The sequence below is a fragment of the Rhizobium sp. AN6A genome (assembly GCF_900215635.1).
Classification (GTDB): Bacteria; Pseudomonadota; Alphaproteobacteria; order Rhizobiales; family Rhizobiaceae; genus Agrobacterium; species Agrobacterium tumefaciens.
Genome location: NZ_OCNC01000004.1, coordinates 1,147,647 through 1,173,111, shown reverse-complemented (window position 1 = coordinate 1,173,111; position 25,465 = coordinate 1,147,647). Strand labels below are relative to the sequence as shown.

The following is a 25,465-nucleotide window of genomic DNA, read 5'->3' as shown; positions in this document are numbered from 1 at the left end:
CATGCCCAAACGGGCTTTGACCAGCCCTGACGCGCATTTTTTCCGATTAAGCCGGATTGCTGCGACGGGCAGGCGGCAGGCCTTTGCAAATCATGCATCACTTCCTATCAAAAACCACGAGTTCCCTAAAGTGGTTCATGTCCCTGAATTCACAGAAAGCTGGCGCGCGCATCTCGATTATCGGCGCTGCCGCACGCAGTTTTTCCAGCTCTTCATCCAGCATCGCCTGCCATCGCGGCAGGCACTCCGGATCGAACCAGCGCGTGACATAAGCCAGCGTAATATGGAACTGATAGGTGTCGTGATCGGGATGCCGATAACCGAAAGCTTCGGCAAATGTATCACGCCACAGCGCAATGGTACGATCGTCTTCGGCGGTGGCACCCATCAGCACCAGCCCCGTCGGCTTGAGACCAGTCACCTGCATATTGAAACCAGGCAGGGCCGGAAAATCCGCCAGACGATCGCAATAATACTCAGTCATCGTGTCAATGGGCGTATCGAGTGGCATGTCTTCCGGCCAGTAGGGAAATGCACGGCGATATTCGATAATGCCCTGAAATACCGTCATATGCAGGCTGGAAACCGGCGTGAAGGCCAGCTGCGGTGCCTCGGGCATATCCAGAAAACGCTGGCGTGTCCCGATGATCGCGCTTTCAGTTTTCGACCCTTCAGCGAGATGGCAGACCACGGTATTGCCAGGCTCGGGCAGGAATTCACCATCGGCGTTATAGCGGCTACCGAGATGGCGCGGCGGCTGATCGTGACTGGCAGCGGAAAAAGATTCCAGATCTTTTGAAACGAGCGGGGCGTGCATGGGGGAACTCCTTTTGAGAGGTTTCCCCTAATCTGCGCACGCAACAAACCAATGACATTAATCGGTCAATGGCCGGTCAATTCCCGTCAATGCGCCTCGTCCCAGTTATCGGCCGCGCGGGCATCCACTTTGAGCGGAACCCTCATGGAAATCGCGGGCATAGCTGCATTTTCCATGACCGAGACGACGATGGGCAGGGTCTTTTCAATTTCCCCTTCCTCGACTTCGAAGATGAGTTCGTCATGTACCTGCAGCAGCATGCGGGCGGAAAGCTTTTCCGCCTCCAGCACCGGCTCGATACGGACCATCGCACGGCGGATGATATCGGCTGCAGACCCCTGGATCGGTGCGTTGATGGCCGCACGCTCGTTGAAGGCCTTCATGGAAGGGTTGGAGGAGCGGATTTCCGGATAATGGGCGCGGCGGCCGAAAATCGTCTCGACATAGCCGTTCTCGCGGGCGAAAGCCTTGGTCGCTTCCATGTAATCGCGAATGCCAGGAAAACGCTCGAAATATTTCTTGATATACTCCCCCGCTTCGGAGCGGGCGATGCTGAGCTGGTTGGCAAGGCCGAAAGCGGAAATACCGTAGATGATGCCGAAGTTGATGGCCTTGGCACGTCGGCGCACTTCAGACGGCATGCCTTCCACCGGCACTCCGAACATTTCCGATGCGGTCATCGCATGAATGTCGATGCCGTTTTCGAATGCGCTGCGAAGCTGCGGAATGTCGGCGACATGGGCAAGCACACGTAGCTCGATCTGGCTGTAATCGGCGGAAAGAAGCTTGTGGCCGGGCGTGGAGATGAAAGCCGTGCGGATCTTGCGGCCTTCCGCCGTGCGCACCGGAATGTTCTGAAGGTTCGGCTCCGAGGATGACAGGCGCCCCGTGGTGGTGGAGGCCAGCGCATAGGACGTGTGAACCCGTTTCGTCTGCGGATGAACATATCCGGGAAGCGCATCCGTATAGGTCGATTTCAGCTTGGTCAGCTGCCGCCAGTCGACAATCTTGCGCGGCAATTCGGCACCTTCTGCCGCCAGATCTTCAAGAACCTGCGCCGATGTGGACCATTGGCCCGTCTTGGTCTTGGAGCCGCCAGGCAGGCCCATCCTGCCGAACAGAATGTCGCCGAGCTGCTTTGGCGATCCGATGTTGAAACGCTCGCCTGCCAGTTGGTAGACTTCCTCTTCGAAAGCAGCCGCCTTCTGGGCGAGTTCACCGGAGAGACGTGACAGGATCTGTCGGTCCACGGTGATGCCACGCTCCTCCATATGCGCCAGTACAGGCACCAGAGGGCGCTCCAGCCGCTCATACACACTGGTCAGCCGCTCTGCGGCAAGCCGGGGCTTCAGCACCATCCACAGCCGCAGGGTGACATCCGCATCCTCCGCGGCGTAAGCGGTTGCCTTATCAATATCGACGAAATCGAAGGTTATGCTCGACTTGCCCGATCCCGCCACGTCCTTGTAGGCGATCGGCGTGTGGCCCAGCCAGCGTTCGGACAGCGTATCCATGCCATGCGTGGTCTTTCCCGCTTCAAGAACGTAGGAAATCAGCATGGTATCGTCGAAACTCTGCATGACGACGCCATGGCGCTTCATCAGCAGGTAGTCATATTTGAGGTTCTGCGCGATTTTCAGAACGGCTTCATCCTCAAGAAGATCCTTCAAACGTGCTAGCGCCTCGGCAAACGGCACCTGTCCTTCAGCAAGCCTGATGCCATCGCTGAAAAGATCGCCTCCGGAGCCGGTCTTGTGCGTCAAGGGCACATAGGCAGCGCGGATATCGGTGCCCGAGGCATCCTTGCCATTATCGGCAATCGCCAGCGAGAAACCGACGAGTTCCGCCTGCATGGGGTCGAGCGAGGTCGTTTCCGTGTCGAAGGCGACGACCCCTGTTTCGCGGGCAGCGGCAACCCAACGATCCAGCTCCGCCAGATCCCTGATCGTCGTATAGGCGGTCGTGTCGATCTTGGCGGCGGAGAAAACCGTCTGCCGTGCCGTGGCGAGATCGGTGGGCGCACTGCCCTCCCCCGTCACCTTCCGTGCCGGAGCGGTGGTTGACGCTGGCGCCGCGGTCTTGTCATCAGCTGCGGCAACTGCAGGCGCGGCGTCGAGGTCTGGTCCATGGGCATCAGCGCCCCATTGCACCGGCACATTGGCGGCTTCGATGGTAGAGGCATCGCTATCGGTGGCTTCAGCTACCCGGCGCGTCAGCGTCGTGAACTCCATCGCCTTCAGGAAAGCGATGAGTTTCGGGCCGTTCTGCGGTTCGAGCACCAGTTCTTCCAGAGACTGCTCCAGCGGCACATCGGTTCTGAGCGCCACGAGCTGTCTGGAAAGGCGGGCAAGCTCCGCATTGGCGATAATGTTTTCGCGGCGTTTCTGCTGCTTGATTTCTCCTGCCCGCGCCAGCAGCGTGTCGAGATCGCCGTATTCTTCCAGCAATTGCGCGGCCGTCTTCGGCCCGATACCAGGAATACCCGGAACATTATCGGTGGAATCGCCGGTCATCGCCTGAAGGTCGATCATCTTTTCCGGGGCTACACCCCATTTTTCGACGACATCGGGAACGCCGATCTGCTTGTCCTTCATGGCGTCGTACATATGCACATTGGCCGTGACGAGTTGCATCAGATCCTTGTCGGAAGAAATGATGGTGACATCGGCGCCAATCGCCTCCGCCTGACGGGCGTAAGTGGCGATGATGTCATCCGCCTCGAAGCCTTCCGTCTCGATGCAGGGAAGGTTGAAGGCCCGTGTCGCCTCGCGGATCAGACCAAACTGCGGCACCAGATCTTCCGGCGGCGCGGAGCGGTTGGCCTTGTATAGATCATAAAGTTCGTTGCGGAAGGTTTTCGAGGAATAGTCGAAAATCACGGCAAAATGCGTGGGCGTGACGCCGACATCAGTATTGCGCGCATCCTTCAAGAGCTTCCACAACATGTTGCAGAAGCCGGAAACGGCGTTGACCGGCAGCCCGTCCGACTTGCGGTTCAGCGGGGGAATGGCATGGAACGCCCGGAAAATGAAACCGGAGCCGTCAACGAGGAAGAGATGATCGCCTTTTTTCATGGCGATATGGATAGCGCGGGGCCGTTTTGACGTCCACAGAAAGTTCAAACAACGCACCGCAAAGCGCATGTGCCTAAGCCGCTGGAGGCACCGGAAAAATTCGCGTGAACCTTACGAATTTGTAATAGATTTTCCCTTGAAAAGCCGCATTTGCACACACATTTCTTAGAGGACGGCGCCTGATCACGCCGTAGTCTGATTGTAGGCTCGTCCCCCGCCGCATCAGACCGGACAAAGGCCTTTCCCCCCTCTCCGGGCCTTTGTCCTCTTATATGACCGCCATGGCCGTCCCCTCCCGGCCATGGCGGTTTTTATTTGTGCCGGGTTTCTGACTGGCATAAACATACCATGCGATATATATCCCACTATCGAAATTGCGCGATTGCGCCGACCAGATGCCAGACGGATTGATGAATGGGTTTTTCCCGGGACGAATCGGCGATCTATCTCGCCGCAAAAATGGCGAGGGAATTCACCATGGCGCTCCAGAAGAGAGCCGCAGCGCTGGGGTTTTCTCCTGGACAATTCCCCATCCTCATCGAACTGTGGCATGAGGAGGGACTGACGCAACGGCAATTGCTGGATAGAATCGACGTGGAACAGGCGACGCTTGCCAATACGCTGTCCCGCATGGAGCGCGACGGGCTGATCGTGCGCAAATCCCACCCAAGCGACCGCCGCGCGCAGATCATCGAACTGACCCAGCGCGGCAGGGATCTCGAGGCGAACGCCATTGCCGCTTCCGAAGCCACGGAAGATACGCTGCTGGCGGATTTCCGCCGTTTCGAAAGGCAGCTTCTGCTGGAATATATGCGCCGGGCGATCGACCGCGCCAAAAAAGCGAAATAGCATTTACAACTCGAAACGCTCTTTCTTTGCTCCCGGCCTTCTATCGCCTGCAGCCTCCAAGGTTTTGTTTCCGCGCAATTTAGGACGGAAAACCACTTCGCACTTTTCCTGAACTGCTCTATCGTTCCGGCGGCTGCGCGCTTGCCGATTCAACGACACGTCAGCCCCTTGTTCCCACGCGATGCGCGATACCAGGATGTTTCGTCCATCGCCGGGTTACGACAGACATGACAGGATCAGCGATGACAGACGTTTCCCCCATTCTTTCCACGGCCGACGACAACCTCACCTCCAGCCTCGAGCGATTGTTCGAACTGGTGCGCATCCCGTCCATTTCCACGGACCCCGCCTACAAGGCGGAGTGCCGCAAGGCAGCGGAATGGCTGGTTAGAACGCTTGAATCACTGGGCTTTGCGGCTTCCGTTCGCGATACCGCCGGTCATCCAATGGTGGTGGCGCATCACGACGCCGCGACAAAAGACGCGCCGCATGTGCTTTTCTACGGCCATTACGACGTGCAGCCGGTCGATCCGCTCAATCTTTGGGAAAACGATCCGTTCGAACCGGCCGTGAAAGATATCGGCGGCGGCCGGCAGGTGATCACCGGGCGTGGAACGGCTGATGACAAGGGTCAGCTGATGACCTTCGTGGAAGCCTGCCGGGCCTATAAGGCGGTCAATGGCAGTCTGCCGGTGCGCGTCACCATTCTTTTCGAGGGCGAGGAGGAATCCGGTTCGCCCTCGCTGAAGCCGTTCCTCGACGCCAATGCCGATGAGCTGAAGGCCGACTATGCACTGGTATGCGATACCAGCATGTGGGACCGCGATACGCCCGCCATCGCCGCCGCCCTTCGCGGCCTGGTCGGCGAGGAAATCACCATCACCGCAGCCGACCGCGACCTGCATTCGGGCCTTTTCGGTGGTGCGGCCGCAAATCCCATTCACATCCTGACCGATATTCTCGCCGGCCTGCATGACGAAACCGGCCGCGTGACACTTGCGGGCTTCTATGACGGCGTGGAAGAAACCCCCGCCAACATCAAGGCTTCATGGGAAACGCTGGGCCGCACCGCCGAGGCCTTCCTCGGCGAAGTCGGCCTCTCGGTTCCCTCGGGCGAAAAGGGCCGCTCCGTGCTGGAGCAGACCTGGGCGCGGCCAACGGCGGAAGTCAACGGCATCATCGGCGGCTATACCGGCGACGGCTTCAAGACGGTTATCGCCGCAAAGGCCTCTGCTAAAGTGTCCTTCCGTCTCGTCGGAGAGCAAGACCCGAAAGCGGTCCGCGAGAGCTTCCGGAACTATGTCCGCTCCAAAATTCCAGCCGATTGCTCGGTGGAATTTCACGAGCATGGTGCATCGCCGGCTATCCAGCTTTCCTATGATTCTCCAGTGCTGACGAAGGCGAAAAACGCGCTTTCGGAAGAGTGGCCCAAACCTGCCGTCGTGATCGGCATGGGGGGCTCGATCCCCATCGTCGGCGATTTCCAGAAGATGCTGGGCATGGATTCGCTGCTCGTCGGTTTCGGCCTTACCGATGACCGCATTCATTCGCCGAATGAAAAATATGACCTCCAGTCGTTCCACAAGGGCATCCGCTCCTGGATCCGCATTCTCGACGCCCTGGCCGCGAAGTAGTCAAAAAGAAAGGAGGCGCCGGTCACCCGATGCCTCCTCGTTCTCTTATATTTCGGTGGTTCAAAACAAAAAGGCCGGGCAAGCCCGACCTTTCCATCCGTTTTTCGTCAGTGCCAGTACATCCGTGGTCAAAGCGTTCAAACGGTCCGATGCTCCAGAGCGCGCCAACAAAGTCGACGCTGCTTTTCACGATCAGGATCGGCTGCTTTGGTTAATCTTTGGTTAACGCAACAACAGCGGCACTTTAAAAGCACCAGCCTGACAATTCCGTGCGGAGCACTGTTGAACCCTATATCGGTATGCACTCCAGCTTTTTCAAGAGCGGCCGGACCCGGTGCACCTTCCAAAAGAAAAAGGCCGGAAAAATCCGGCCTTTCATATTCATGCGAATGACCCGTTCAGGCTAGGCCGCTTATCAGGAAGCGACGAGCTCGCCTGCAGACATCTTGCCCGAGCGGCGGTCCTGCGTCAGCTCGTAGGAGAGCTTCTGACCGTCGTTGAGGGAGGTCATACCAGCGCGCTCAACGGCGGAGATGTGAACGAATACGTCCTGCGAACCGTCGTCAGGCTGAATGAAGCCGTAGCCCTTGGTTGCGTTGAACCACTTTACTGTACCAGTCGCCATAACGATTTCCTTCCGTTGGCAAATTGTATTTGCACTGCGCGCAGTGCGGTCTTGGGTCGAATTTGAAGGAAAGATCGTCGTGTGCACCTAAAAAAGGCGCCGAAGCTCTGGTCGTCAAACAAATATCGATGCGCGAACACCTAGGTTGGAAGGGGCCGAAAGTCAAGTTTCTTTGAAAAAGCCCGCCGATTTTTGTGAAGCGTCGACAAATAAAAGTCGCGGGAAACAAGACTTTAAACAGCAAAAACCCGGCGCGGGAGGAGGTGCGCCGGGTTCTTGAAACTGACTGACAATTGGGAGGAGGAGTATTGTCAGTCCAATCGGGCGACGCTGGGAGGAGGAGTGCGTCGCTTCGATGATTTGAAGATACAGGATCTCCGCTCAAAAAACAGACGTTTCATCGCAGCGCAGCATTGCATAAAATGCATAGCTAATTCTCGACACCTTGAAGCCTCTTGGCATACCGCCTAATAAATACGCATGACCATCGAATCCGTCAGAGCCTTTTTTACCGAGAATTCCCCCGAAGTGACCGTTATCGAAACGGAAACGAGTTCGGCGACAGTCGCTTTGGCTGCCGAAGCGCACGGCGTCGATCCCGACCAGATTGCCAAAACGATCTGCCTGAAGGCGGGCGACACAATTCTTCTCGTCGTTGCCGCCGGCACGAAACGGCTCGACAATCGTAAATTCCGCGATCATTTCGGCGCCAAGCCGCGCATGCTGGGGCCGGAAGAAGTCGTTGCGGTGACCAGCCATCCCGTCGGCGGGGTGTGCCCTTTCGGATTGCCTTCGCCCCTTCCGGTGTTTTGCGACATATCCCTGAAAAACTATCCCGAGGTGGTTCCTGCAGCGGGTGCGACCAATGCGGCGGTGAGGATTTCGCCTGACATGATGGCACGACTGACGGGAGCGGAATGGGTCGACGTCTGCCAATGACGCCGATTTGATCCGGCAGGGACTTAACCCCGCCTTAAATTGCCGCATTTAAACTCTTCATCCTGGATTAAGGATCGCGCAGGCATAGAAGCCTGAAGTGCGAACGGTTTCGCGAATATAAGGAGCGACTTCGGCTGGATGGCAGGCAAGGGTAAATCACGCGATCGGGTAGAGCCTTCCTTCGGGGATTTCCACGAATCCGGTGACGATCTGCGTCTTGATGCCAGCGAGCGCATTGGCGGAACCGCAAAGCAGCCCGCCAGAAAACCGAAGTCCACATCCGGCCGCGCCAAATCGCAAAAAAAGGAAAAGCGCACACGCAGTTCCGGCGGTGGCGCAACAGGCTTTATCCGGTCCCTCGTTTACTGGTGCATCGTGCTCGGCATCTGGGGCGGTATCGGCGTTGCCGGTCTTGTCCTTTATTACGGCGCGCGCATGCCGAGCGCCAGCAGCTGGACCATTCCCGAACGACCCCCGAATGTGAAGATCGTTTCGGTGAACGGCGGCGTGCTTGCCAATCGCGGCACCACGGGTGGCGAGGCTCTCGCACTTGAAGACATGTCGCCCTACCTTCCACAAGCGGTCATGGCGATCGAAGACCGGCGATTCTATTCGCATTTCGGGGTGGACCCGCTCGGCCTGGCCCGCGCCATCGTGACCAATGTGATGACGGGCCGAACCGTGCAGGGCGGCTCGACGCTGACGCAGCAGCTGGCAAAAAACCTGTTCCTCTCACAGGATCGGACGCTGGAGCGCAAGGTGCAGGAAGTGCTGCTGGCCTTCTGGCTGGAGCATAAATACACCAAGGACCAGATCCTCGCGATGTATCTCAACCGCGTTTATTTCGGTTCCAACGCCTTTGGCGTCGAAGCCGCTTCCAGACGCTACTTCAACAAATCCGCGCGCGACGTCAATCTTGGCGAGGCGGCAACGCTTGCCGGACTTCTCAAGGCCCCCTCGCGCCTTTCACCGGCGCGCGACCCGCAGGCGGCGGAGGAGCGGGCGCAGGTCGTGCTGAGATCCATGCGCGATGTCGGCTTCATCACCGATGACGAGATCAAGACCGCGATGTCGCAGCCGCCAACAAAGGCCAAACGTTTCTGGTCCGGTGCCGAACATTACGCTGCCGATATGGTGATGGAGGAAGTCCGTGGCCTGATTGGCGACGTCAAGCAGGACATCGTCGTCGATACGACCATCGACCCCAATCTTGAACGCGACGCCGAAAAAGCACTGACCCATGTTCTGCAGGGTGACGGTAAAAAGCAGGGCGCTTCCCAAGCGGCTCTCGTTTCCATCGATGGCACAGGCGCTATCCGGGCCGTGGTCGGCGGGGCGGATTATGCCGAAAGCCAGTTCAACCGGGCCGCCAAGGCGAAACGGCAACCTGGATCGGCGTTCAAACCATTCGTATACGTCGCCGCGCTCGAATCGGGTCTGACCCCCAGTACCATTCGCAATGACGGGCCGGTCCGTATCGGAAACTGGACACCGGAAAATTACGAGAAGAAATATCGTGGCGAAGTGACGCTTGCCACTGCGCTTGCCAATTCTCTGAACACGATCGCCGCGCAGCTGGTGATGGAAGTCGGTCCTGAGCGGGTGACGCAGGTGGCGCATCGCATGGGCATCGAATCGGAGCTGCAGAACAACGCCTCCATCGCACTCGGCACCTCGGAAGTGTCGCTGATGGAGCTGACCGCCTCCTACGCTCCCTTCATGAATGGCGGCTACAAGGCGACGCCGCATATCGTCAAACGCATCTCCGATGCTGACGGCAAGGTGCTTTATGAAAACAGATACGACAACCCGCCGCGCGTGCTGAGCGAGGAGATCGCCGCGACGATGAACGGCATGTTGTCGCGCGTCATCACCGAAGGAACAGGGAAAGCCGCCCGCCTCCAGGGTTGGCAGGCAGCGGGAAAATCCGGCACGACACAGTCTTTCCGCGACGCGCTTTTTGTCGGCTACACAAGCAACCTGACAACGGGCGTCTGGTTCGGCAACGACGACGGCACATCGATGAAAAAGGTCACCGGCGGCGGCTTGCCTGCGAAGGCCTGGAAAGATTTCATGACCGCCGCCCATTCCGGGCTCTCGCCCTCGCCGCTCTTCGGTCTCGGCGCAGGCGGCGTGCCGCCGCTTGGGGAAATACAGCAACCGGCGCCCGAGAGCGCGCCCTCCTCCATCGGCGACATCATTTCCAATGCTCTCGGCGGCGGCGGAACGACAAACACCCGAGCCTATCCCGAAGCGCCCGTCTCGCCAAACGCTGGTCAGCCGGGCGTCCCCATGCCGCCTGGAAACATCCCTTCCCGCGATATCGAACCCGGCTATTCAGCCGACAATGGGCCTGTGCCGCCAGCCGATATCGGCGGCCGGGCGCCGGCAACTTCCGGGCCGAAGCAGACGACCCTTCTTGATATTCTGATGGGAAATTAATTGCCTTTTGGGTAACCGGTTCGCCGGTTACCTGGCAAGCGATGGGCCGGCAACGATCCTGTCGCCTTTCCCGCAAATACCTAATTTTCCAAAGACTTGATTACACCGAATGGGCAGCCAACGCAGCCAAGAGCGGAGACCGCGCTTGTGTTTGCAACATATGCGTGCGCCCACGTTAACCGTAGATTGCTATTTGCGCAAAAACGATTACATTTCGGATGACTTTTTACGGTAAATGAATTATTAATCGATCATATAAATTAATTTTCTTGTTTCAAAATAACTTTTCAGGGCTTCATATTATGCTGGGTACTAAAAGCTCATCGCATGCCGTGTTTTACGGCGCCCCTTATCCTGCGGCTGTCACTTTTGACGCGGCGGAAACGCAACCTTCCATTTCAGAAACCAACACATCGGTGTTCCTGCGCAGCCAGTTTGTGCTCAAGAGAACGATCGACATTGCAGGGGCGTCGATCGCCCTTGTCGCACTCGCGCCCGTATTGTTGACCGTCGCGGCGCTGGTCAAACTCGACAGCAAAGGGCCGGTCCTGTTCTCACAAGTCCGTTGGGGCATGAACGGGCGAAAGATCAGGGTCTATAAATTTCGTTCGATGCGGACCGAGCTGGGCGATGCCACCGGCGTGGCGCAAACGGTAAAGAACGATCCGAGGATAACCCGGATCGGCGCCGTGCTTCGCCGCACAAATGTCGACGAGCTGCCACAGCTCATCAACGTCTTGAAAGGCGACATGTCGCTGGTGGGTCCACGCTGCCATGCCATCGGCATGCTGGCCGCCGGCCGTCTTTATGAGGAACTTGTTCCCCACTACCACCTGCGGCACCGGATGCGACCAGGCATTACCGGTCTTGCCCAGATGCGGGGGTTACGCGGCCCGACGGATCGCAGCGACAAGGCGCGTGCCCGCATCGTGTCCGATCTTTATTACGTCGACAATTTTTCCGTCTGGCTGGATATCAAGATCATGATCGGAACGGTCATTTCCGAATTGCGCGGCGGCAAGGGTTTCTGATCTTTCAGAAATCAGACACATAGAATCAAAAAAGCCCGGCAGCGATGCCGGGCTTTTCTTCTGAATCACCATATTCCGTCAGTTTATCGGCACGGGAGCCGCAGCCGGATCCGGCAGCGGCGCCGGGTTTGCCGACAGCGTGCGCAGATAAGCGATGAGATCGGCGCGTTCCGTCTCCTTCTTCACACCCGCAAAGCCCATGGCCGTGCCGGGAACGTGTTTCTTGGGAGCTTCGATGAAGTAGCTGAGATGATCGTAATCCCAATGCACGGAACCGCCCTTGGAGAAATCCTTCATTGCTGCGGAGTAGCTGAAACCCGCATGGCTGGCGATCGGCCGGTTGACGATATCGAAGAGATTGGGGCCGACCTTGTTTGCACCACCACTCTCTCCGGTATGACAGCTCGTACACTTCTTGAAGACCGCCTCACCCTTGGCAGCATCCGCGCTGGCGAGCAATTTCGCGATCGGGGTTGCCGCTGCAGCGGGTTCGCCTGCAGCCTCGCCGCCGCTCGCTTCCGCGACGATGGCGTAACCTTCCTTTTCCGGGGTGGGCGCATGAAAAATGCCCTCAGACGCAATTGACACCGACATCAGAACGAAAACCGTGCCCAGCAACGCCCCAACGCCCATATTTACATAAGAATTCATCTATATGCGCTCCCTCGCATCCGCTCCATATAACCGGGCATCTTGAAATTATTCAAAAGCTATGGCTTTTGCACAGCCTGCGCAACTTGAATAATATTCCCCACTCCGTGACGTTTTGACACTTTTCGGTTGGGATTTGAAGGGTGTCGGATGAAGAATCGGGATTTCGAGAAAGCTGTCGTCCTTATACCGGCGCGGATGGCATCGACACGGCTTCCGGGCAAGCCTCTCGCGGATATTGGCGGCAAACCGATGATTGTGCAGGTTGCACTCAGGGCGCGTGAAGCTGGCGCGACGCGCATCGTCGTTGCAGTCGATGACGAACAGGTATTTTCAGCCGTTAAAAATGCCGGTTTCGACGTCATGATGACGCGCGATGATCACCAATCCGGTTCGGACCGCATTTTCGAGGCGCTGCAGAAGGCTGACCCCTATGGCAACGCCGAATATATCATCAATGTTCAGGGCGACCTTCCGACCATCGAAGCGGAAACGATCCGCGCCTCGTTGCGCCCGTTGGAAAATGCCGCCGTCGACATTGCCACGCTGACGGTGGAGATCACCGACGAGGAAGAAAAGACCAATCCGAACGTGGTGAAAGTGGTTGGCAGCCCGCTTTCCGAGACGCGATTGCGCGCCCTTTATTTTACCCGCGCGACTGCGCCCTATGGCGACGGACCGCTTTATCATCACATCGGCCTTTATACCTATCGCCGCGCCGCCCTCGAAACGTTCGTGAGGCTTCAGCCTTCGCCACTCGAGAAGCGCGAAAGGCTGGAACAATTGCGCGCGCTGGAAGCGGGCATGCGTATTGATGCCGAAATCGTTCACTCCGTGCCGCTTGGCGTTGATACGCCGCACGATCTCGAAAAAGCCCGCACTATTCTCGCAAACCGAACCCTCTAATGGATAATTCCATGACCTTGAGCACAAACCGCATTGCCTTTCAGGGCGAATTTGGCGCGAATTCCGACATGGCATGCCGCGACATGTTCCCGGATATGGAGCCTTTGCCGTGCCCGACATTCGAGGATGCTTTTAATGCCGTCGAAAACGGCGAAGCCGATCTCGGCATGATCCCGATCGAGAACACGCTGGCCGGTCGCGTTGCCGATATCCACCATCTGCTGCCGGAATCTCGCCTTCACATCATCGGTGAATATTTCATGCCGATCCGCTTCCAGCTGATGGTTATACCGGGCGTGAAGAAAGACGAGATCCGCACCGTTCACAGCCACATCCACGCGCTTGGCCAGTGCCGCAAGATCATCCGTTCCAACGGCTGGAAGCCCGTCGTTGCCGGCGATACGGCCGGAGCGGCGAGACTGGTTTCTGAAAAGGGTGATCGCAGCATGGCAGCGCTTGCACCGCGTCTTGCCGCCGGTCTCTACGGCCTTGATATCATGGCTGAAAATGTCGAGGATTCAGAAAACAACATTACCCGTTTCGTAATTCTTTCGCGCGATGAGAACTGGGTCAAACGCCAGTCCCAAGGCGAAGCACCAGATGAAACCATCGTCACGACCTTCGTGTTCAATGTCCGCAACATTCCGGCGGCGCTTTATAAGGCAATGGGCGGTTTCGCGACGAATGGCATCAACATGACGAAGCTGGAAAGCTACCAGCTCGGCGGAAGGTTCGTGGCAACGCAGTTCTATGCCGATATCGAAGGCCATCCGGATGACGAGCCGGTGCGGCACGCGCTGGACGAGCTGCGCTTCTTTTCCGAGAAGGTCCGAATTCTCGGCGTCTACAAGGGTCATGCGATGCGCGGCAAGCTCAACCAGAGCTGAGCCTGCCGCAAATCTTCATTTCGTCCATTCCACCCAGTCGCGCATCAGCCGGTGCGCGATGGCACCGCCCGGAGGCGCGGAAAAGCCCTCGCCCGCAGCAGCCTCCAGCATCGCGGCCACCTCCGCCCGCGTGAACCAGCGGCAATCCTCCAGCTCGATCTCATCGCGGGAAATATCGAACGAGAGAGCCTCGGCATAACAGCCGATCATCAGCGTGTGCGGCATCGGCCAGGGCTGGGAAGCGTGATAGCGCACGCGGCCGATTTCAACGCCGGATTCTTCATGCGTCTCGCGGCGCACGGCCTGCTCGATCGTTTCGCCCGGCTCCACGAAACCGGCAAGGCACGAAAACATGCCCGGCGCAAAATGCGCACCGCGTCCGAGCAGGCAAAGATCGCGCTCGATATCGATCGTCATCATGATGACGACGGGATCGGTTCGGGGAAAAATAGTGTGATTGCAGGCGGCGCAGATGCGCTTGTAGCCGCCGATACGCAATTCCATCGTGCCGCCGCACCGTCCGCAGAAGCGGTTATCGGCATTCCAGTGCGTAAGGCTGACAGCCTGGGCAACCTCGCTCAGCAATTCCTCATCGAGAAGATGGTCGCGATAAAGGGTGCGGGCATCGGCCAGCTTGTAGTGGCTCGCCAGCGTGTCTTCCGTGACGGCGACCGGCACCGCAATTCTCGGTTCGCCGGTTTCGCGGTATCCAAGCAGAACGGCATTGTCGAAATCCGGCTGCAATTCCGCCAGCTCATAGGCGGAAAACAGGGGATCTATGACCTGTTCGTCATGTTTCAGGACAAGCCGGTTGCCGGAGAAGGCAAAAATATGGGTGCCATCGACTTTCAGCGCATCGGCAACGCAATCTTCCGTCCGCTTTTCGGCGAACCGGTTGAGGGCGTTCTTGGAAAAGGCTGTCAGCAGGCTTGCTTCGGGATGGGGAGCAGTGGTTTCGAAAATAGTCATTGATATCATCAGAGCGCGCCGGATATTTTTTTCATCAAGGATTCCTTTTCGCCCGGACCATAGGGCACTGGCGTCCCGTGACCCCAGATAGGGCCGGGCCAGCAGGTGTCGCCTTCGTTGCGGGCGATAATATGGACGTGAAGTTGCCGGACGATATTGCCCAGCGCGCCGACATTGATCTTGGTGGCTCCGGTAACGTCCTTCAGCGCGGAGGCGACGAGATTGGTCTCGAACGTCAGCACGGCCTGATCGAGCGGAGTAAGATCGAACAGCTCGCTGGCACCGCCTCTCTGTGGCACCAGCACCAGCCAGGGCCAGCGGCTGTCGTTCTGCAAACGCAGCTCGCATAGTCCCAAACGCATTACAAGCGCACTGTCTCGCGCCAGCCTGTCGTCCAGCCGGAATGTCTCCAAGGCGTCCTCCATGTTTGTTTTCATCGTGATAGCAGTTTTTTGAAGGCTTGGCTTGCATTTGCTTTCGATATTGCCGATATGTGGCCCCGGGAGGTTGGTGGTGGACGAGCCACTCGCCAACCGGGTCAGGTCCGGAAGGAAGCAGCCCTAACGAGCCAGGCACGGGTCGCCGTGCCAGCCTCCCACCTTTTTTAAATTCCGCTCAGCTTTCGCCGGGCCGGTTCAGCCTGAAAGCGGCCCCTGCGTATCGGCATGATGTGCAGACTTTAGAGGAATAGAGCGTGCCTGATGCGTCCAATGGGACGCACGGCGCTCTAGGACAAACTGGCAAAATAAACTGGCGAGGCGATGAGCGACACCTTACCCACCACATCAAGCGAATCCCAGGGCGGGACCGGCTACCGGGTACTGGCACGCAAATATCGTCCGAAGGATTTTTCCGATCTGATGGTCGGCCAGGAGCCGATGGTCCGCACGCTGACCAATGCGTTCGAGACCGGCCGCATCGCGCAGGCCTATATGCTGACCGGCGTTCGCGGTGTGGGCAAGACGACCACCGCGCGTATTCTTGCCCGTGCGCTGAATTACAAGACCGACACCATCGACAAACCGACCATCGACCTCCGTATCCCCGGCGAACATTGTCAGGCGATCATGGAAGGCCGTCATGTCGACGTGATCGAGATGGACGCCGCCTCCCATACCGGTATTGACGACATTCGCGAGATCATCGAGCAGGTGCGTTACCGCCCGGTTTCGGCGCGCTACAAGGTCTATATCATCGACGAAGTGCACATGCTCTCGACGCAGGCTTTCAACGGTCTTCTAAAGACGTTGGAAGAGCCGCCGGAGCATGTGAAATTCATCTTCGCAACCACTGAAATCCGCAAGGTTCCGATTACCGTGCTGTCGCGGTGCCAGCGCTTCGACCTGCGCCGTATCAGCGCCGCCGATCTCGTCGGCCTGTTCACCGCCATTGCCGGCAAGGAAGGTTTCGAGGCCGAACCACAGGCGCTCTCAATGATTGCCCGCGCGGCTGAGGGTTCCGCCCGTGACGGTCTTTCCCTGCTCGATCAGGCGATCGCCCATGGCGGCGGACGGGTAGAAGCTGAGGCGGTGCGCGGCATGCTGGGTCTTGCCGACCGGGCGCGCATCGTCGATCTTTTCCAGCACATCATCAAAGGCGATGTCGCGGCGGCACTTTCGGAATTCAACGGTCAATATGAGGCAGGCGCCAACCCCGTCGTCGTGCTCAACGACCTTGCCGATTTCACTCACCTCGTCACCCGTATGAAATATGTGCCGGATGCGGCGGAAGATCCCTCGCTGTCCGAGATCGAACGCGTGCGTGGCGCGGAATTTGCCGAGACAATCGCCGTGACTGCGCTGTCGCGTATCTGGCAGATGCTGCTAAAGGGTATTCCGGAAACTGAAAATGCCTCACGTCCTGCGGGTGCGGCCGAAATGGTGTTGATCCGCCTTTCGCATGCCGCGAATCTTCCGGCACCGGAAGACGCGGCGCGACGCCTGCTCGAACTTTCCAACAGCGATGGCGGCTATTCCAATGGCGCGCCTTCGGGTGGCGGCAATGGCGGCGGTGCGCGCGCCTATTCCTCAGGACAGACAGTGGCCGCAGGAAGACCTGTGGAGCTTTCCGCCCAAAGGCCGGCAAGCTCGCAGCCTTCGACCATGCTGCGCGCCGTGCCTGACAGCCGCCCGCAGGAAATGCAGGTCGCAGCACCGAAAACCGAAGAACGGCCGGAGCCGAAGGTTCCCGTCAACTCTCTTCAGGACATTGCCGACCTGTGCCAGAAAAATCGCGATCCCGTCATGCGGGCAAAGGTTCGCAACTTCGTGCGACTGGTGCGGCTGGAGCCGGGCCGGCTCGACATGCGCCTCGGCGATGGCGCACCCGGATCGCTCCCCGGCGAGCTTGGTGTGAAGCTGAAAGAGTGGACCGGTATCCACTGGATCGTCAGCCTTAGCAAGGAACAGGGTCAGCCGACGCTGGTTGAAGCCGAGGGCAGTGCGCGCGACGCCCGCCTCGTGGATGCGAGGCAGGACCCTGACGTGGCAGCCATTCTTCAACAGTTTCCAGGTGCAAAAATCACCGACGTGCGCATTCGCGTCACCCAGCAGGACGAACCGGACGAGATCGCCCCGCCGCCTTCGGTTGCCGAATCGAGCGAGGGCGACATCCTTCCCGGCGACGACATCGAATTTTAATACATAACAAAAACAGGAGTTTGGCACATGCGCGACATCATGGGCATGATGGGCAAGGTCAAGGAAATGCAGGCCAAGATGGAAAAGATGCAGGCGGATATCGCCGCGCTTGAAGTCGAAGGCAAGTCCGGCGGCGGTCTCGTCACCGTTAAGCTGAATGGCAAGGGCAGCCTGCTGGGCCTGAAGATCGATCCGTCTCTCTTCAAGGAAGACGACGTCGAAATTCTCGAAGACCTGATCGTCGCCGCTCACAATGACGCCAAGGAGCGCGCCGAGGCCATCACCGCTGAAAAGACCAAGGAAATCACGGCTGGCCTGCCGATCCCACCCGGCATGAAGCTGCCGTTCTGATATTCTTACGAATTCAGACTTCCAGCATGGCGCGGAACCGGCTCGCAAGCGGGGTGCCGAGATATGCGGCACGTTCGTCCCTGGTAAGCTGCATGGGGCGGAAGCGCTGGAGAATGACCGGTATGGGCAGTTTCGTTCCCTGATAGGGTTCGAAAGCGATGCCTTCACCGGCGCTGAGCATTCCACCTTTCAGAACCCGGCAATAAAAGCCCGGCTGACCCGCCTGCCGAAAACGCGGCGCGAAGCCGGGATCGCCGAGCCGGGCTGACAGGGTGGCGCAGGGAATGCGGGCGGCGGTCACTTCCAGCACCACTTCCTCGGCTGAGAACCTGTCGCCGACATGCAGTTTTGCGCTGTCGACACCCTCGAGAACCAGATTTTCTCCGAAAAATCCGGGCTCAACCGCAAAACCCAGCGTACGCGACCAGAAATCGAGATCGACGGAGCCCATGGCGTAGATCGCCTGATCCGGCCCGCCGTGATGTTTACTATTGCAGACAGCGTCGCTGACGATGCCTTGCGCATCGACCATCACCGCGCCCTGCACGGAATGTTTGAAAATACCCGTCTTTGCCGTCTTTCCCGGCAGGGCCTTCGCCTCGCCCCGGCACACTGCCCGTATTTTCATGGACTGCCCTTCGCGCTTCATGATTCCCGTTTCCCGATTTATGCAGTAGAAAGCGCTCATGGCAAAACGAGTCACCGGTCCCGAAATCGAAAAACTGATCCAGCTGCTTGCAAAAGTGCCGGGGCTTGGGCCCCGCTCGGCGCGGCGGGCGGCGCTGCATCTCATCAAGAAGAAGGAACAGCTTCTTGGACCGCTGGGCCACGCGATGGGTGAAGCCTATGACAAGGTGAAGATTTGCTCGTGCTGCGGCAATGTCGATACCATCGATCCCTGCACGGTCTGCGCCGATGATAGACGTGACCAGTCGGTCATCATCGTGGTGGAAGACGTGTCGGATCTGTGGGCGCTGGAGCGAGCAGGCGCCATGAATACCGCCTATCATGTGCTTGGTGGCACGCTGTCGCCGCTCGATGGCGTCGGGCCGGAAGATCTGAACATCAAGGGACTGATCGATCGCGTCAGCGCCGGCGGTATTCGCGAGCTCATCATCGCCGTCAATGCGACGGTGGAGGGACAGGCAACAGCCCATTACATCACCGACCGGCTGGCCGATCTCGGAATCAAGATCACCCGGCTTGCGCATGGCGTGCCTGTTGGCGGCGAGCTGGACTATCTCGACGAGGGCACATTGACGGCGGCGCTGCGCGCTCGCACAACGATCTGACGCCTTCTTTCCCTGTCCGTCACTCGAAGAGGAGACCGAATGCGAAACCGATTTGATTCTTTGTTTTGGCGCATTTCCAGACGGAAAACCGGCCTCCACTTTTCCTGGAAAAGCCTCAAGGCATTGGCCGCCATTCTTTCCGTTTTTTCAGCAACGGCCGCTTTAGCGCAATCCGCGCCGACAGGTGCCGCTGCTGCCCGGTACGATGCCGATTTCAACGCATGGCTGAAAAAGGAAATCTGGCCGGAAGCGCGCAAGGCGGGTATCTCGCAAAAGACGCTGGAGGCTGCGCTCAGCGATCTTTCCATCAACTGGAGCCTGCCTGATCTCGTCATCCCCGGCCAGAAGCCGCCGAAGGAGCAGAGCCAGAGCCAGGCCGAATTTTCATCGCCCGGCGCTTATTTCTCCGAAAAGCGGTTGCAGGGGCTTGCCGCCACCGGCCGCTCTCTGGCCGCCACGCATGCCGTCACCCTTCGCCGGATCGAAGCCAAATATGGCGTGCCCGGCGATGTCGTCATGGCGATCTGGGGCCGCGAATCCGGTTTCGGCCGTGCGAAACTTCCGCATTCGGTCGTCGATGTGCTGGCGACGAAAGCCTATATATCGACCCGCAAGGAGATGTTCCGCACCGAGTTGATCGATGCGCTGAAGATCGTCGAAAGCGGCGATATTGCGGCCTCGCGCATGATGGGGTCCTGGGCAGGCGCGCTCGGTCAGCCGCAATTCATGCCGTCGAGCTATCTCAAATATGCCGTTGATTTCGATGGCGACGGCCACCGCGATATCTGGAACTCCGTGCCGGACGCATTGGCATCCATAGCGAACTATCTTTCGCAGCGCGGCTGGCAGAGGGATCGCGACTGGGGCTTCGAAGTGTCTATACCCGGCAACGTCTCCTGCGCCCAGGAAGGCCCGGATCTTGCCCGGCCGGTGAGTGCGTGGGCGAAGATGGGGATCACCCGCATTTCCGGAAAGGCCTTTCCATCCAATGACCTCTCCGCCGACGGCATGATGCTTGTGCCGGCCGGGCGGCACGGGCCGGAATTCGTGGTGACGCCGAATTTCTACGTCATCAAGGAATACAATAATTCCGATCTCTACGCGCTGTTCATCGGCAATCTCGCCGACCGCATCTCCCTTGGGACGGGGCCGTTCAAGGGCGAATGGGGCAATGTCGGATCGATGTTGCGCTCCGACGTTCTTGCCATGCAGAAGGCGCTGGTCGCCAAGGGCTATGATGTCGGCAAGGCGGACGGGCTGGCCGGCTTCAAGACACGCCGGTCACTGGGCGACTGGCAGGCGAAAAACGGTCTGTCACCGACCTGCTTTCCCGATGCTACGCTGAAAGCGAAGCTGAAATAGCAGCTTACTGGCGACGCTTGAAAACCTCTCCTCCGTCATGCGCGGGCTTGTCCCGAGCATGACATCGCCACTACTTAGCCCTATCGTCTCTCAATGCTGGTCCGTATGCGGCTTGTGGAAGATGTCATCTGTCGGCGGAATGGTCTGCCGCTCGATCATCCGGTGCACGCGGGGCCGTGTCTTGCCGCGATGAAGGGCCAGCAGCCGGTCCCAGGCTTCCGCATCCGCCTGGGTGCGGCGGTGGTTGTGGCGGACATATTCCACCCATGTCAGTACATGGTAGCTTTCCGTCCAGATATCTGGATTTTCCAGATCACGCATCAGGTTCCAGTTGCGCGCGCCATCGCGCAGACGGATGCGGCGGCGCTCGGCCATCAACGGCAGGAATTCGCCGAGATCCTCGTCATGAATTTCATAGTCTATGAGAATGGCAATCGGCCCGCTGCGCGGCTTGATATCGAGCCTTAGCGGCGGTTCGACGAAGCGGTTGAGCGGATCGAGATTGAGTGAAGCAAAAGCGGGCATGGCGAGTTTGAGGCCGACGACGACGCCAAGCAGCATCAGCACGCACGAACCGAGAAGGGAATAGGAAATACCGTAATCTTCCGCCAGTTCGCCCCACAGCCAACTGCCGACGGCGATGCCGCCGAAGGTCAGCGTCTGGTAAAGCGACAGCGCCCGGCCCACCACCCAGCGCGGGGCAGAAAGCTGGACGATGGTATTGAACAGGGAAAGCGCCAGAACCCAGCAGGCGCCGGCAATAGTCAAAACAAGCGAGGTTACGATCGCGTTCGTGCTGATCGCCGTCACGCCGGAACTGAAGGCGAAGCCCAAAAAGGCAACCCGCACGATCCATTCGCTGGACAGAACCTCACGAAGTCTGGCGCTGACGAGCGCGCCGCCGATGGCGCCGACGCCGAACGCACCCAGCATGACGCCGTAGGTCAGCGGGCCACCCTCGACCAGATCGCGGGCAACGATCGGCATCAGCGCCAGGATGGCGCTGGCGGAAAGGCCGAAAAGAAAGCCACGCACCAGAACCTTGCCGATATTCGGCGACATCGCCACATAACGCATCCCGGCCGATATGGCGGCAAGAAGCTGCTCGCGCGGCAAGGTCGAGGCATATTTGGGCGGCTGCCAGCGAACCAGCGCGTAGATCAGGGCGAAATAGCTGAGCGCGTTCACGAAAAACGCAGCCGCGGCGCCGGCGGCAGCGACGATGATGCCGCCGATGGCAGGACCGACGCTGCGGGTGATGTTAAAGCCCACGCTGTTCAGTGTCACGGCGGCGGGCAGATCCTCACGCGGCACCATTTCGCCGACGGACGCCTGCCAGGACGGATTGTTGAGCGCCGTGCCACAGCCGATCATGAAGGTGAAGAAGAGCAGCAACCACGGCGTGAGCCAGCCGGACCAGGCAAAAACCGTCAGCAGCACGGAAGCCGTCAGCATCAGGATCTGGGCGGAAATCATGATGCGGCGGCGGTCGAAACTATCGGCCAGTGCGCCTGAAATCAGCGAAAACATCATGATCGGCAGCGAGGTGGAGGCCTGTACCAGCGCGATCATGTTTTCGGAACTCGACAGCGAGGTCATCATCCACGCGGCGCCAACCGCCTGGATGAGACCGCCGAAATTCGAGGCAAGGCTCGCGATCCAGATTCGTCTGTAAGTCAAATGCCTTAAAGGCGCGAGTGGCGATTTACGGTCAGGCACGATCAGTCCACTTGATGCAACTGCGATTTGTCAAACGGCAACTATAGACAGTGCCGGAAATCATGCCACCCTTTCCGACACGGTGACGGTGAAAATGTGGCCGAAGCCGTGACTGACGCGCCCTGCCCGCGAAAACCTTGCAATCCTGCCCTGATGGGTCTATATGACCTTTGAAATTCTTGATCGCTTGATGAAGAGTGGGGCCGCAAGGCTCCGCTCTTTTTCGTTAGGCGAACCGGAAACCACGGGCTGAGCGCCCGGTGAAAATCTAAAGACCGGAAGGCCAGATGGCAGACACCGTACATGAACCGCGACTGATAACCGAAACGGGCATCGACCAGCGCATCGCCGAAATCATCGAGCCTGTTTTGACGGGCATGGGATATCTTCTGGTGCGCGTGCGGCTCTCCAACCAGAACGGCATGACCCTGCAGGTGATGGCCGAGCGGGAAGACGGCACCATGACCGTCGAGGGCTGCGAAGCCGTGTCAATGGCGATTTCACCGGTTCTTGATGTGGAAGATCCGGTCGATAAGGCGTATCATCTCGAAGTTTCCTCGCCCGGTATCGACCGGCCGATGGTTCGCAAGTCGGATTTCACCCGTTGGCAGGGCCATCTGGTGAAGGCCGAAACCTCCATTCTGGTCGAAAACCGCAAGCGGTTTCGCGGCAAGATCGTCGAGGTGGATGCGGACGGCTTCAAGCTGGAACGCGACCAGATCGCCTATGGCGACGAACCGACAGTCACCATTCCGTTCAGCGCGCTTTCCGATGCGAAGCTCATTCTGACGGACGACCTTATTCGTGATGCGCTGCGGGCAGACAAGGCGGCAAAGGCCGCCGCCGCAAACCAGAACGACGAAAACGAAGCAGACGAAGACTAATTCCAACGTAAAAGCCCGGAAAACGGGTGATCCCCGCAATTATGCGACTTACGGAGACAAAAAAATGGCAGTGAGTGCTAACCGGCTTGAGCTTCTGCAGATCGCCGATGCTGTGGCGCGCGAAAAGGTCATCGACCGCGAAATCGTGCTTGCCGCAATGGCCGACGCTATCCAGAAAGCCGCCCGCTCGCGCTATGGTTCGGAAACCAACATTCGCGCCGACATCAACTCCAAGACCGGCGAGATCCGCCTGCAGCGTCTTCTGGAAGTGGTAGAGACGGCCGAAGACTATTCGACCCAGATCCCGCTCGAACTTGCCCGCGACCGCAACCCGGACGCCAAGCTCGGCGATTTCATCGCCGATCCGCTGCCGCCGATGGATTTCGGCCGTATCGCCGCACAGTCCGCCAAGCAGGTCATCGTTCAGAAGGTGCGCGAAGCAGAACGCGACCGTCAGTATGACGAGTTCAAGGATCGCATCGGCGAAATCGTCAACGGCACCGTCAAGCGCGTCGAATACGGCAATGTCATCGTCGATCTGGGCCGTGGCGAAGGCATCATCCGTCGCGACGAGATGATTCCGCGGGAAAACATGCGTTATGGCGACCGTGTACGCGCTTACGTCTACGACGTTCGCCGCGAGCAGCGTGGCCCGCAGATTTTCCTGTCGCGTACCCATCCGCAGTTCATGGTGAAGCTATTCACCATGGAAGTTCCTGAAATCTACGACGGCATCATCCAGATCAAGTCGGTTGCCCGTGACCCCGGTTCGCGCGCCAAGATCGCCGTCATCTCGAACGACTCGTCGATCGATCCGGTCGGTGCCTGCGTCGGTATGCGCGGTTCGCGCGTTCAGGCCGTTGTCGGCGAATTGCAGGGCGAAAAGATCGATATCATTCCGTGGAGCCAGGAGCCGGCATCCTTCATCGTCAACGCCCTGCAGCCCGCTGAAGTGGCCAAGGTCGTTCTGGACGAAGAATCCGAGCGCATCGAAGTTGTGGTTCCCGACGAGCAGCTTTCGCTCGCCATCGGCCGCCGCGGCCAGAACGTACGTCTGGCATCGCAGCTGACCGGCTGGGATATCGACATCATGACCGAGCAGGAAGAATCCGAGCGTCGCCAGAAGGAATTCAACGAGCGCACGGCACTCTTCATGGACGCCCTCGACGTTGACGAGATGGTCGGTCAGGTTCTGGCTTCCGAAGGCTTCGCGCAGGTTGAAGAACTTGCCTATGTCGATCTCGGCGAAATTTCCTCAATCGACGGCTTCGACGACGACACCGCTGACGAAATCCAGACCCGCGCCCGCGAATATCTGGAACGCCTGGAAGCCGAAATGGACGCCAAGCGCAAGGAACTCGGCGTTGCCGACGAGCTGCGCCAGATCGAAGGCCTGACCTCGCAGATGATGGTCGCCCTTGGTGAAGACGGTATCAAGACCATCGAGGACTTTGCCGGTTGCGCCGCAGACGATCTGGTCGGCTGGAGCGAACGCAAGGACGGCGAGACGAAGAAGTTCGAAGGCATCTTCTCCAAGCTCGACGTATCGCGCGTCGAAGCTGAGAACATGGTTGTGCAGGCCCGTCTTCTGGCAGGCTGGATCACGGCCGAGGATCTGGCTTCCGAAGAGGAAGTCGATGCGGAAGCTACTGAGGAGGCGGATACCGCCGAACAGGAATGACATTGCAGGTGCATGAGCCGGACGAGCTGCCCGAAACCGATGAGGACGGGCGGCTGGAAGGCAACGTCAATGGACGTATGTGCATTGTGACAAGGCAGAGCGGATCTCCAGACGAGTTGATCCGCTTCGTCGCAGGGCCGGACGGCAACGTCGTTCCGGACCTGAAACGCCAATTGCCGGGGCGCGGATGCTGGGTAAAGCCGGAGCGCGCCCTGATAGAGAAAGCCATCGCGAAGAAGATTTTCGCACGGGCACTCAAACGCGACGTCAAGGCCGGGCCGGAGCTTCTCGCTCTTCTCGACCGGCTGATGTCGCAGCAGCTTGCCGGAATGATGAACATGGCGCGCAAGGCGGGTCAGTTCATCAGCGGCGCGACGAAGGTCGATGCCGCCGTCCGTTCGGGGAATGCGATTGCCGTGTTCCACGCAACCGATGCCGCGGCAGACGGCGTGCGAAAACTGGACCAGGCCCGCAAGGCCTGGGAGCTCGGCAGCGATGCCGGTAATGAAATTCCGTCCTTCCGGCTCTTTAGCGAAGCCGAAATGGACGAGTTGATGGGCCAGAATGCTTTTATCCATGCTTGCGCGCTTGCGGGGCAGGCGGGTGAGGGTGTAGTGAAGCGCGCAAAGATGCTTAAGCAGTACCGCCTTGGCGGTCAGCCTGAGGCGGAACGCGACGCTGCCCGGACAGTACAATGACGCGGTTGCCAAACA

22 protein-coding genes and 1 other RNA gene are annotated in these 25,465 nt (G+C 58.8%); 15 read left to right on the top strand and 8 right to left on the bottom strand.

Going from position 1 to position 25,465, the window contains the following annotated elements:
• Window positions 1-97 precede the first annotated feature (97 nt).
• Together CRO62_RS18190 and polA are read right to left on the bottom strand one after the other, a co-directional pair.
• A complete protein-coding gene (locus tag CRO62_RS18190; protein ID WP_097101089.1) occupies window positions 98-817 on the bottom strand; it encodes a DUF1868 domain-containing protein in 720 nt (239 codons plus the stop codon).
• A gap of 86 nt (window positions 818-903) precedes the next feature.
• On the bottom strand, window positions 904-3,891 hold the full coding sequence (gene polA, locus CRO62_RS18185) for a DNA polymerase I (RefSeq protein WP_097101088.1): 2,988 nt from the start codon (window positions 3,889-3,891) through the stop codon (window positions 904-906).
• 414 nt (window positions 3,892-4,305) lie between these two features.
• Here polA and CRO62_RS18180 point away from each other — a divergent pair, with 414 nt between their 5' ends.
• Window positions 4,306-4,740, top strand: a complete 435-nt coding sequence (locus tag CRO62_RS18180) for a MarR family winged helix-turn-helix transcriptional regulator (RefSeq protein ID WP_097101087.1) — start codon at window positions 4,306-4,308, stop codon at window positions 4,738-4,740.
• Window positions 4,741-4,982: 242 nt separating this feature from the next.
• Entirely contained in the window at window positions 4,983-6,374 is a 1,392-nt protein-coding gene (locus tag CRO62_RS18175; RefSeq protein ID WP_097101086.1) for a dipeptidase, read from the top strand.
• A gap of 415 nt (window positions 6,375-6,789) precedes the next feature.
• On the opposite strand, the gene CRO62_RS18170 is transcribed toward CRO62_RS18175, so the two are convergent.
• Window positions 6,790-6,999 carry a cold-shock protein gene (locus CRO62_RS18170; RefSeq protein ID WP_003514335.1) on the bottom strand — a complete coding sequence of 70 codons (210 nt, stop codon included), beginning with the start codon at window positions 6,997-6,999 and terminating at the stop codon, window positions 6,790-6,792.
• 480 nt (window positions 7,000-7,479) lie between these two features.
• Here CRO62_RS18170 and CRO62_RS18160 point away from each other — a divergent pair, with 480 nt between their 5' ends.
• From CRO62_RS18160 to CRO62_RS18150, 3 genes are all read left to right on the top strand, one after another.
• Window positions 7,480-7,938, top strand: a complete 459-nt coding sequence (locus tag CRO62_RS18160) for a YbaK/EbsC family protein (RefSeq protein WP_097101084.1) — start codon at window positions 7,480-7,482, stop codon at window positions 7,936-7,938.
• A 138-nt stretch (window positions 7,939-8,076) separates the two neighbouring features.
• Complete coding sequence (locus CRO62_RS18155; protein WP_097101083.1) at window positions 8,077-10,380, top strand: transglycosylase domain-containing protein; 2,304 nt, start codon at window positions 8,077-8,079, stop codon at window positions 10,378-10,380.
• A 302-nt stretch (window positions 10,381-10,682) separates the two neighbouring features.
• The gene (locus CRO62_RS18150) at window positions 10,683-11,411 is read left to right on the top strand and encodes a sugar transferase (RefSeq protein WP_003514330.1); all 729 of its coding nucleotides are present in this window, start codon (window positions 10,683-10,685) and stop codon (window positions 11,409-11,411) included.
• A gap of 78 nt (window positions 11,412-11,489) precedes the next feature.
• Here CRO62_RS18150 and CRO62_RS18145 read toward each other — a convergent pair whose 3' ends face one another.
• A complete protein-coding gene (locus CRO62_RS18145; protein ID WP_003514328.1) occupies window positions 11,490-12,062 on the bottom strand; it encodes a c-type cytochrome in 573 nt (190 codons plus the stop codon).
• Window positions 12,063-12,212: 150 nt separating this feature from the next.
• Here CRO62_RS18145 and CRO62_RS18140 point away from each other — a divergent pair, with 150 nt between their 5' ends.
• Entirely contained in the window at window positions 12,213-12,968 is a 756-nt protein-coding gene (locus tag CRO62_RS18140) for a 3-deoxy-manno-octulosonate cytidylyltransferase (protein WP_097101082.1), read from the top strand.
• Window positions 12,969-12,979: 11 nt separating this feature from the next.
• The gene (locus CRO62_RS18135; RefSeq protein WP_097103112.1) at window positions 12,980-13,855 is read left to right on the top strand and encodes a prephenate dehydratase; all 876 of its coding nucleotides are present in this window, start codon (window positions 12,980-12,982) and stop codon (window positions 13,853-13,855) included.
• A 15-nt stretch (window positions 13,856-13,870) separates the two neighbouring features.
• Here the strand turns inward: CRO62_RS18135 and nudC are convergent, their stop codons facing one another.
• On the bottom strand, window positions 13,871-14,833 hold the full coding sequence (gene nudC / locus CRO62_RS18130; protein WP_097101081.1) for an NAD(+) diphosphatase: 963 nt from the start codon (window positions 14,831-14,833) through the stop codon (window positions 13,871-13,873).
• The gene (locus CRO62_RS18125) at window positions 14,833-15,261 is read right to left on the bottom strand and encodes an HIT domain-containing protein (protein ID WP_161986907.1); all 429 of its coding nucleotides are present in this window, start codon (window positions 15,259-15,261) and stop codon (window positions 14,833-14,835) included. Before CRO62_RS18125 ends, nudC begins: the two co-directional genes overlap by 1 nt.
• Before the next feature lie 65 nt (window positions 15,262-15,326).
• On the opposite strand from CRO62_RS18125, the gene ffs reads away from it, so the two are divergent.
• The 3 genes from ffs (at window position 15,327) to CRO62_RS18110 (ending at window position 17,814) form a co-directional block, all read left to right on the top strand.
• An RNA gene (ffs, locus tag CRO62_RS18120) (signal recognition particle sRNA small type) lies at window positions 15,327-15,423 on the top strand.
• 162 nt (window positions 15,424-15,585) lie between these two features.
• Complete coding sequence (locus CRO62_RS18115; protein ID WP_065688452.1) at window positions 15,586-17,463, top strand: DNA polymerase III subunit gamma/tau; 1,878 nt, start codon at window positions 15,586-15,588, stop codon at window positions 17,461-17,463.
• A 27-nt stretch (window positions 17,464-17,490) separates the two neighbouring features.
• Window positions 17,491-17,814, top strand: coding sequence for a YbaB/EbfC family nucleoid-associated protein (locus CRO62_RS18110; protein WP_003514318.1), 324 nt, complete (start codon window positions 17,491-17,493; stop codon window positions 17,812-17,814).
• A gap of 13 nt (window positions 17,815-17,827) precedes the next feature.
• On the opposite strand, the gene CRO62_RS18105 is transcribed toward CRO62_RS18110, so the two are convergent.
• On the bottom strand, window positions 17,828-18,463 hold the full coding sequence (locus CRO62_RS18105) for an MOSC domain-containing protein (protein ID WP_179784565.1): 636 nt from the start codon (window positions 18,461-18,463) through the stop codon (window positions 17,828-17,830).
• Window positions 18,464-18,500: 37 nt separating this feature from the next.
• On the opposite strand from CRO62_RS18105, the gene recR reads away from it, so the two are divergent.
• Entirely contained in the window at window positions 18,501-19,106 is a 606-nt protein-coding gene (gene recR, locus CRO62_RS18100) for a recombination mediator RecR (protein ID WP_003514308.1), read from the top strand.
• Window positions 19,107-19,229: 123 nt separating this feature from the next.
• Window positions 19,230-20,468, top strand: a complete 1,239-nt coding sequence (locus tag CRO62_RS18095) for a lytic murein transglycosylase (RefSeq protein ID WP_373694481.1) — start codon at window positions 19,230-19,232, stop codon at window positions 20,466-20,468.
• Between the two features lie 90 nt (window positions 20,469-20,558).
• Here the strand turns inward: CRO62_RS18095 and CRO62_RS18090 are convergent, their stop codons facing one another.
• On the bottom strand, window positions 20,559-22,187 hold the full coding sequence (locus CRO62_RS18090; protein WP_097101080.1) for an MFS transporter: 1,629 nt from the start codon (window positions 22,185-22,187) through the stop codon (window positions 20,559-20,561).
• 287 nt (window positions 22,188-22,474) lie between these two features.
• Here CRO62_RS18090 and rimP point away from each other — a divergent pair, with 287 nt between their 5' ends.
• From rimP to CRO62_RS18075, 3 genes are all read left to right on the top strand, one after another.
• Window positions 22,475-23,071, top strand: a complete 597-nt coding sequence (rimP, locus tag CRO62_RS18085; protein WP_003514299.1) for a ribosome maturation factor RimP — start codon at window positions 22,475-22,477, stop codon at window positions 23,069-23,071.
• A gap of 64 nt (window positions 23,072-23,135) precedes the next feature.
• On the top strand, window positions 23,136-24,752 hold the full coding sequence (gene nusA, locus CRO62_RS18080; RefSeq protein ID WP_003514298.1) for a transcription termination factor NusA: 1,617 nt from the start codon (window positions 23,136-23,138) through the stop codon (window positions 24,750-24,752).
• Window positions 24,749-25,450 carry an RNA-binding protein gene (locus CRO62_RS18075; protein ID WP_097101079.1) on the top strand — a complete coding sequence of 234 codons (702 nt, stop codon included), beginning with the start codon at window positions 24,749-24,751 and terminating at the stop codon, window positions 25,448-25,450. The genes nusA and CRO62_RS18075 overlap by 4 nt, the downstream gene beginning before the upstream one ends.
• Window positions 25,451-25,465: the final 15 nt, after the last annotated feature.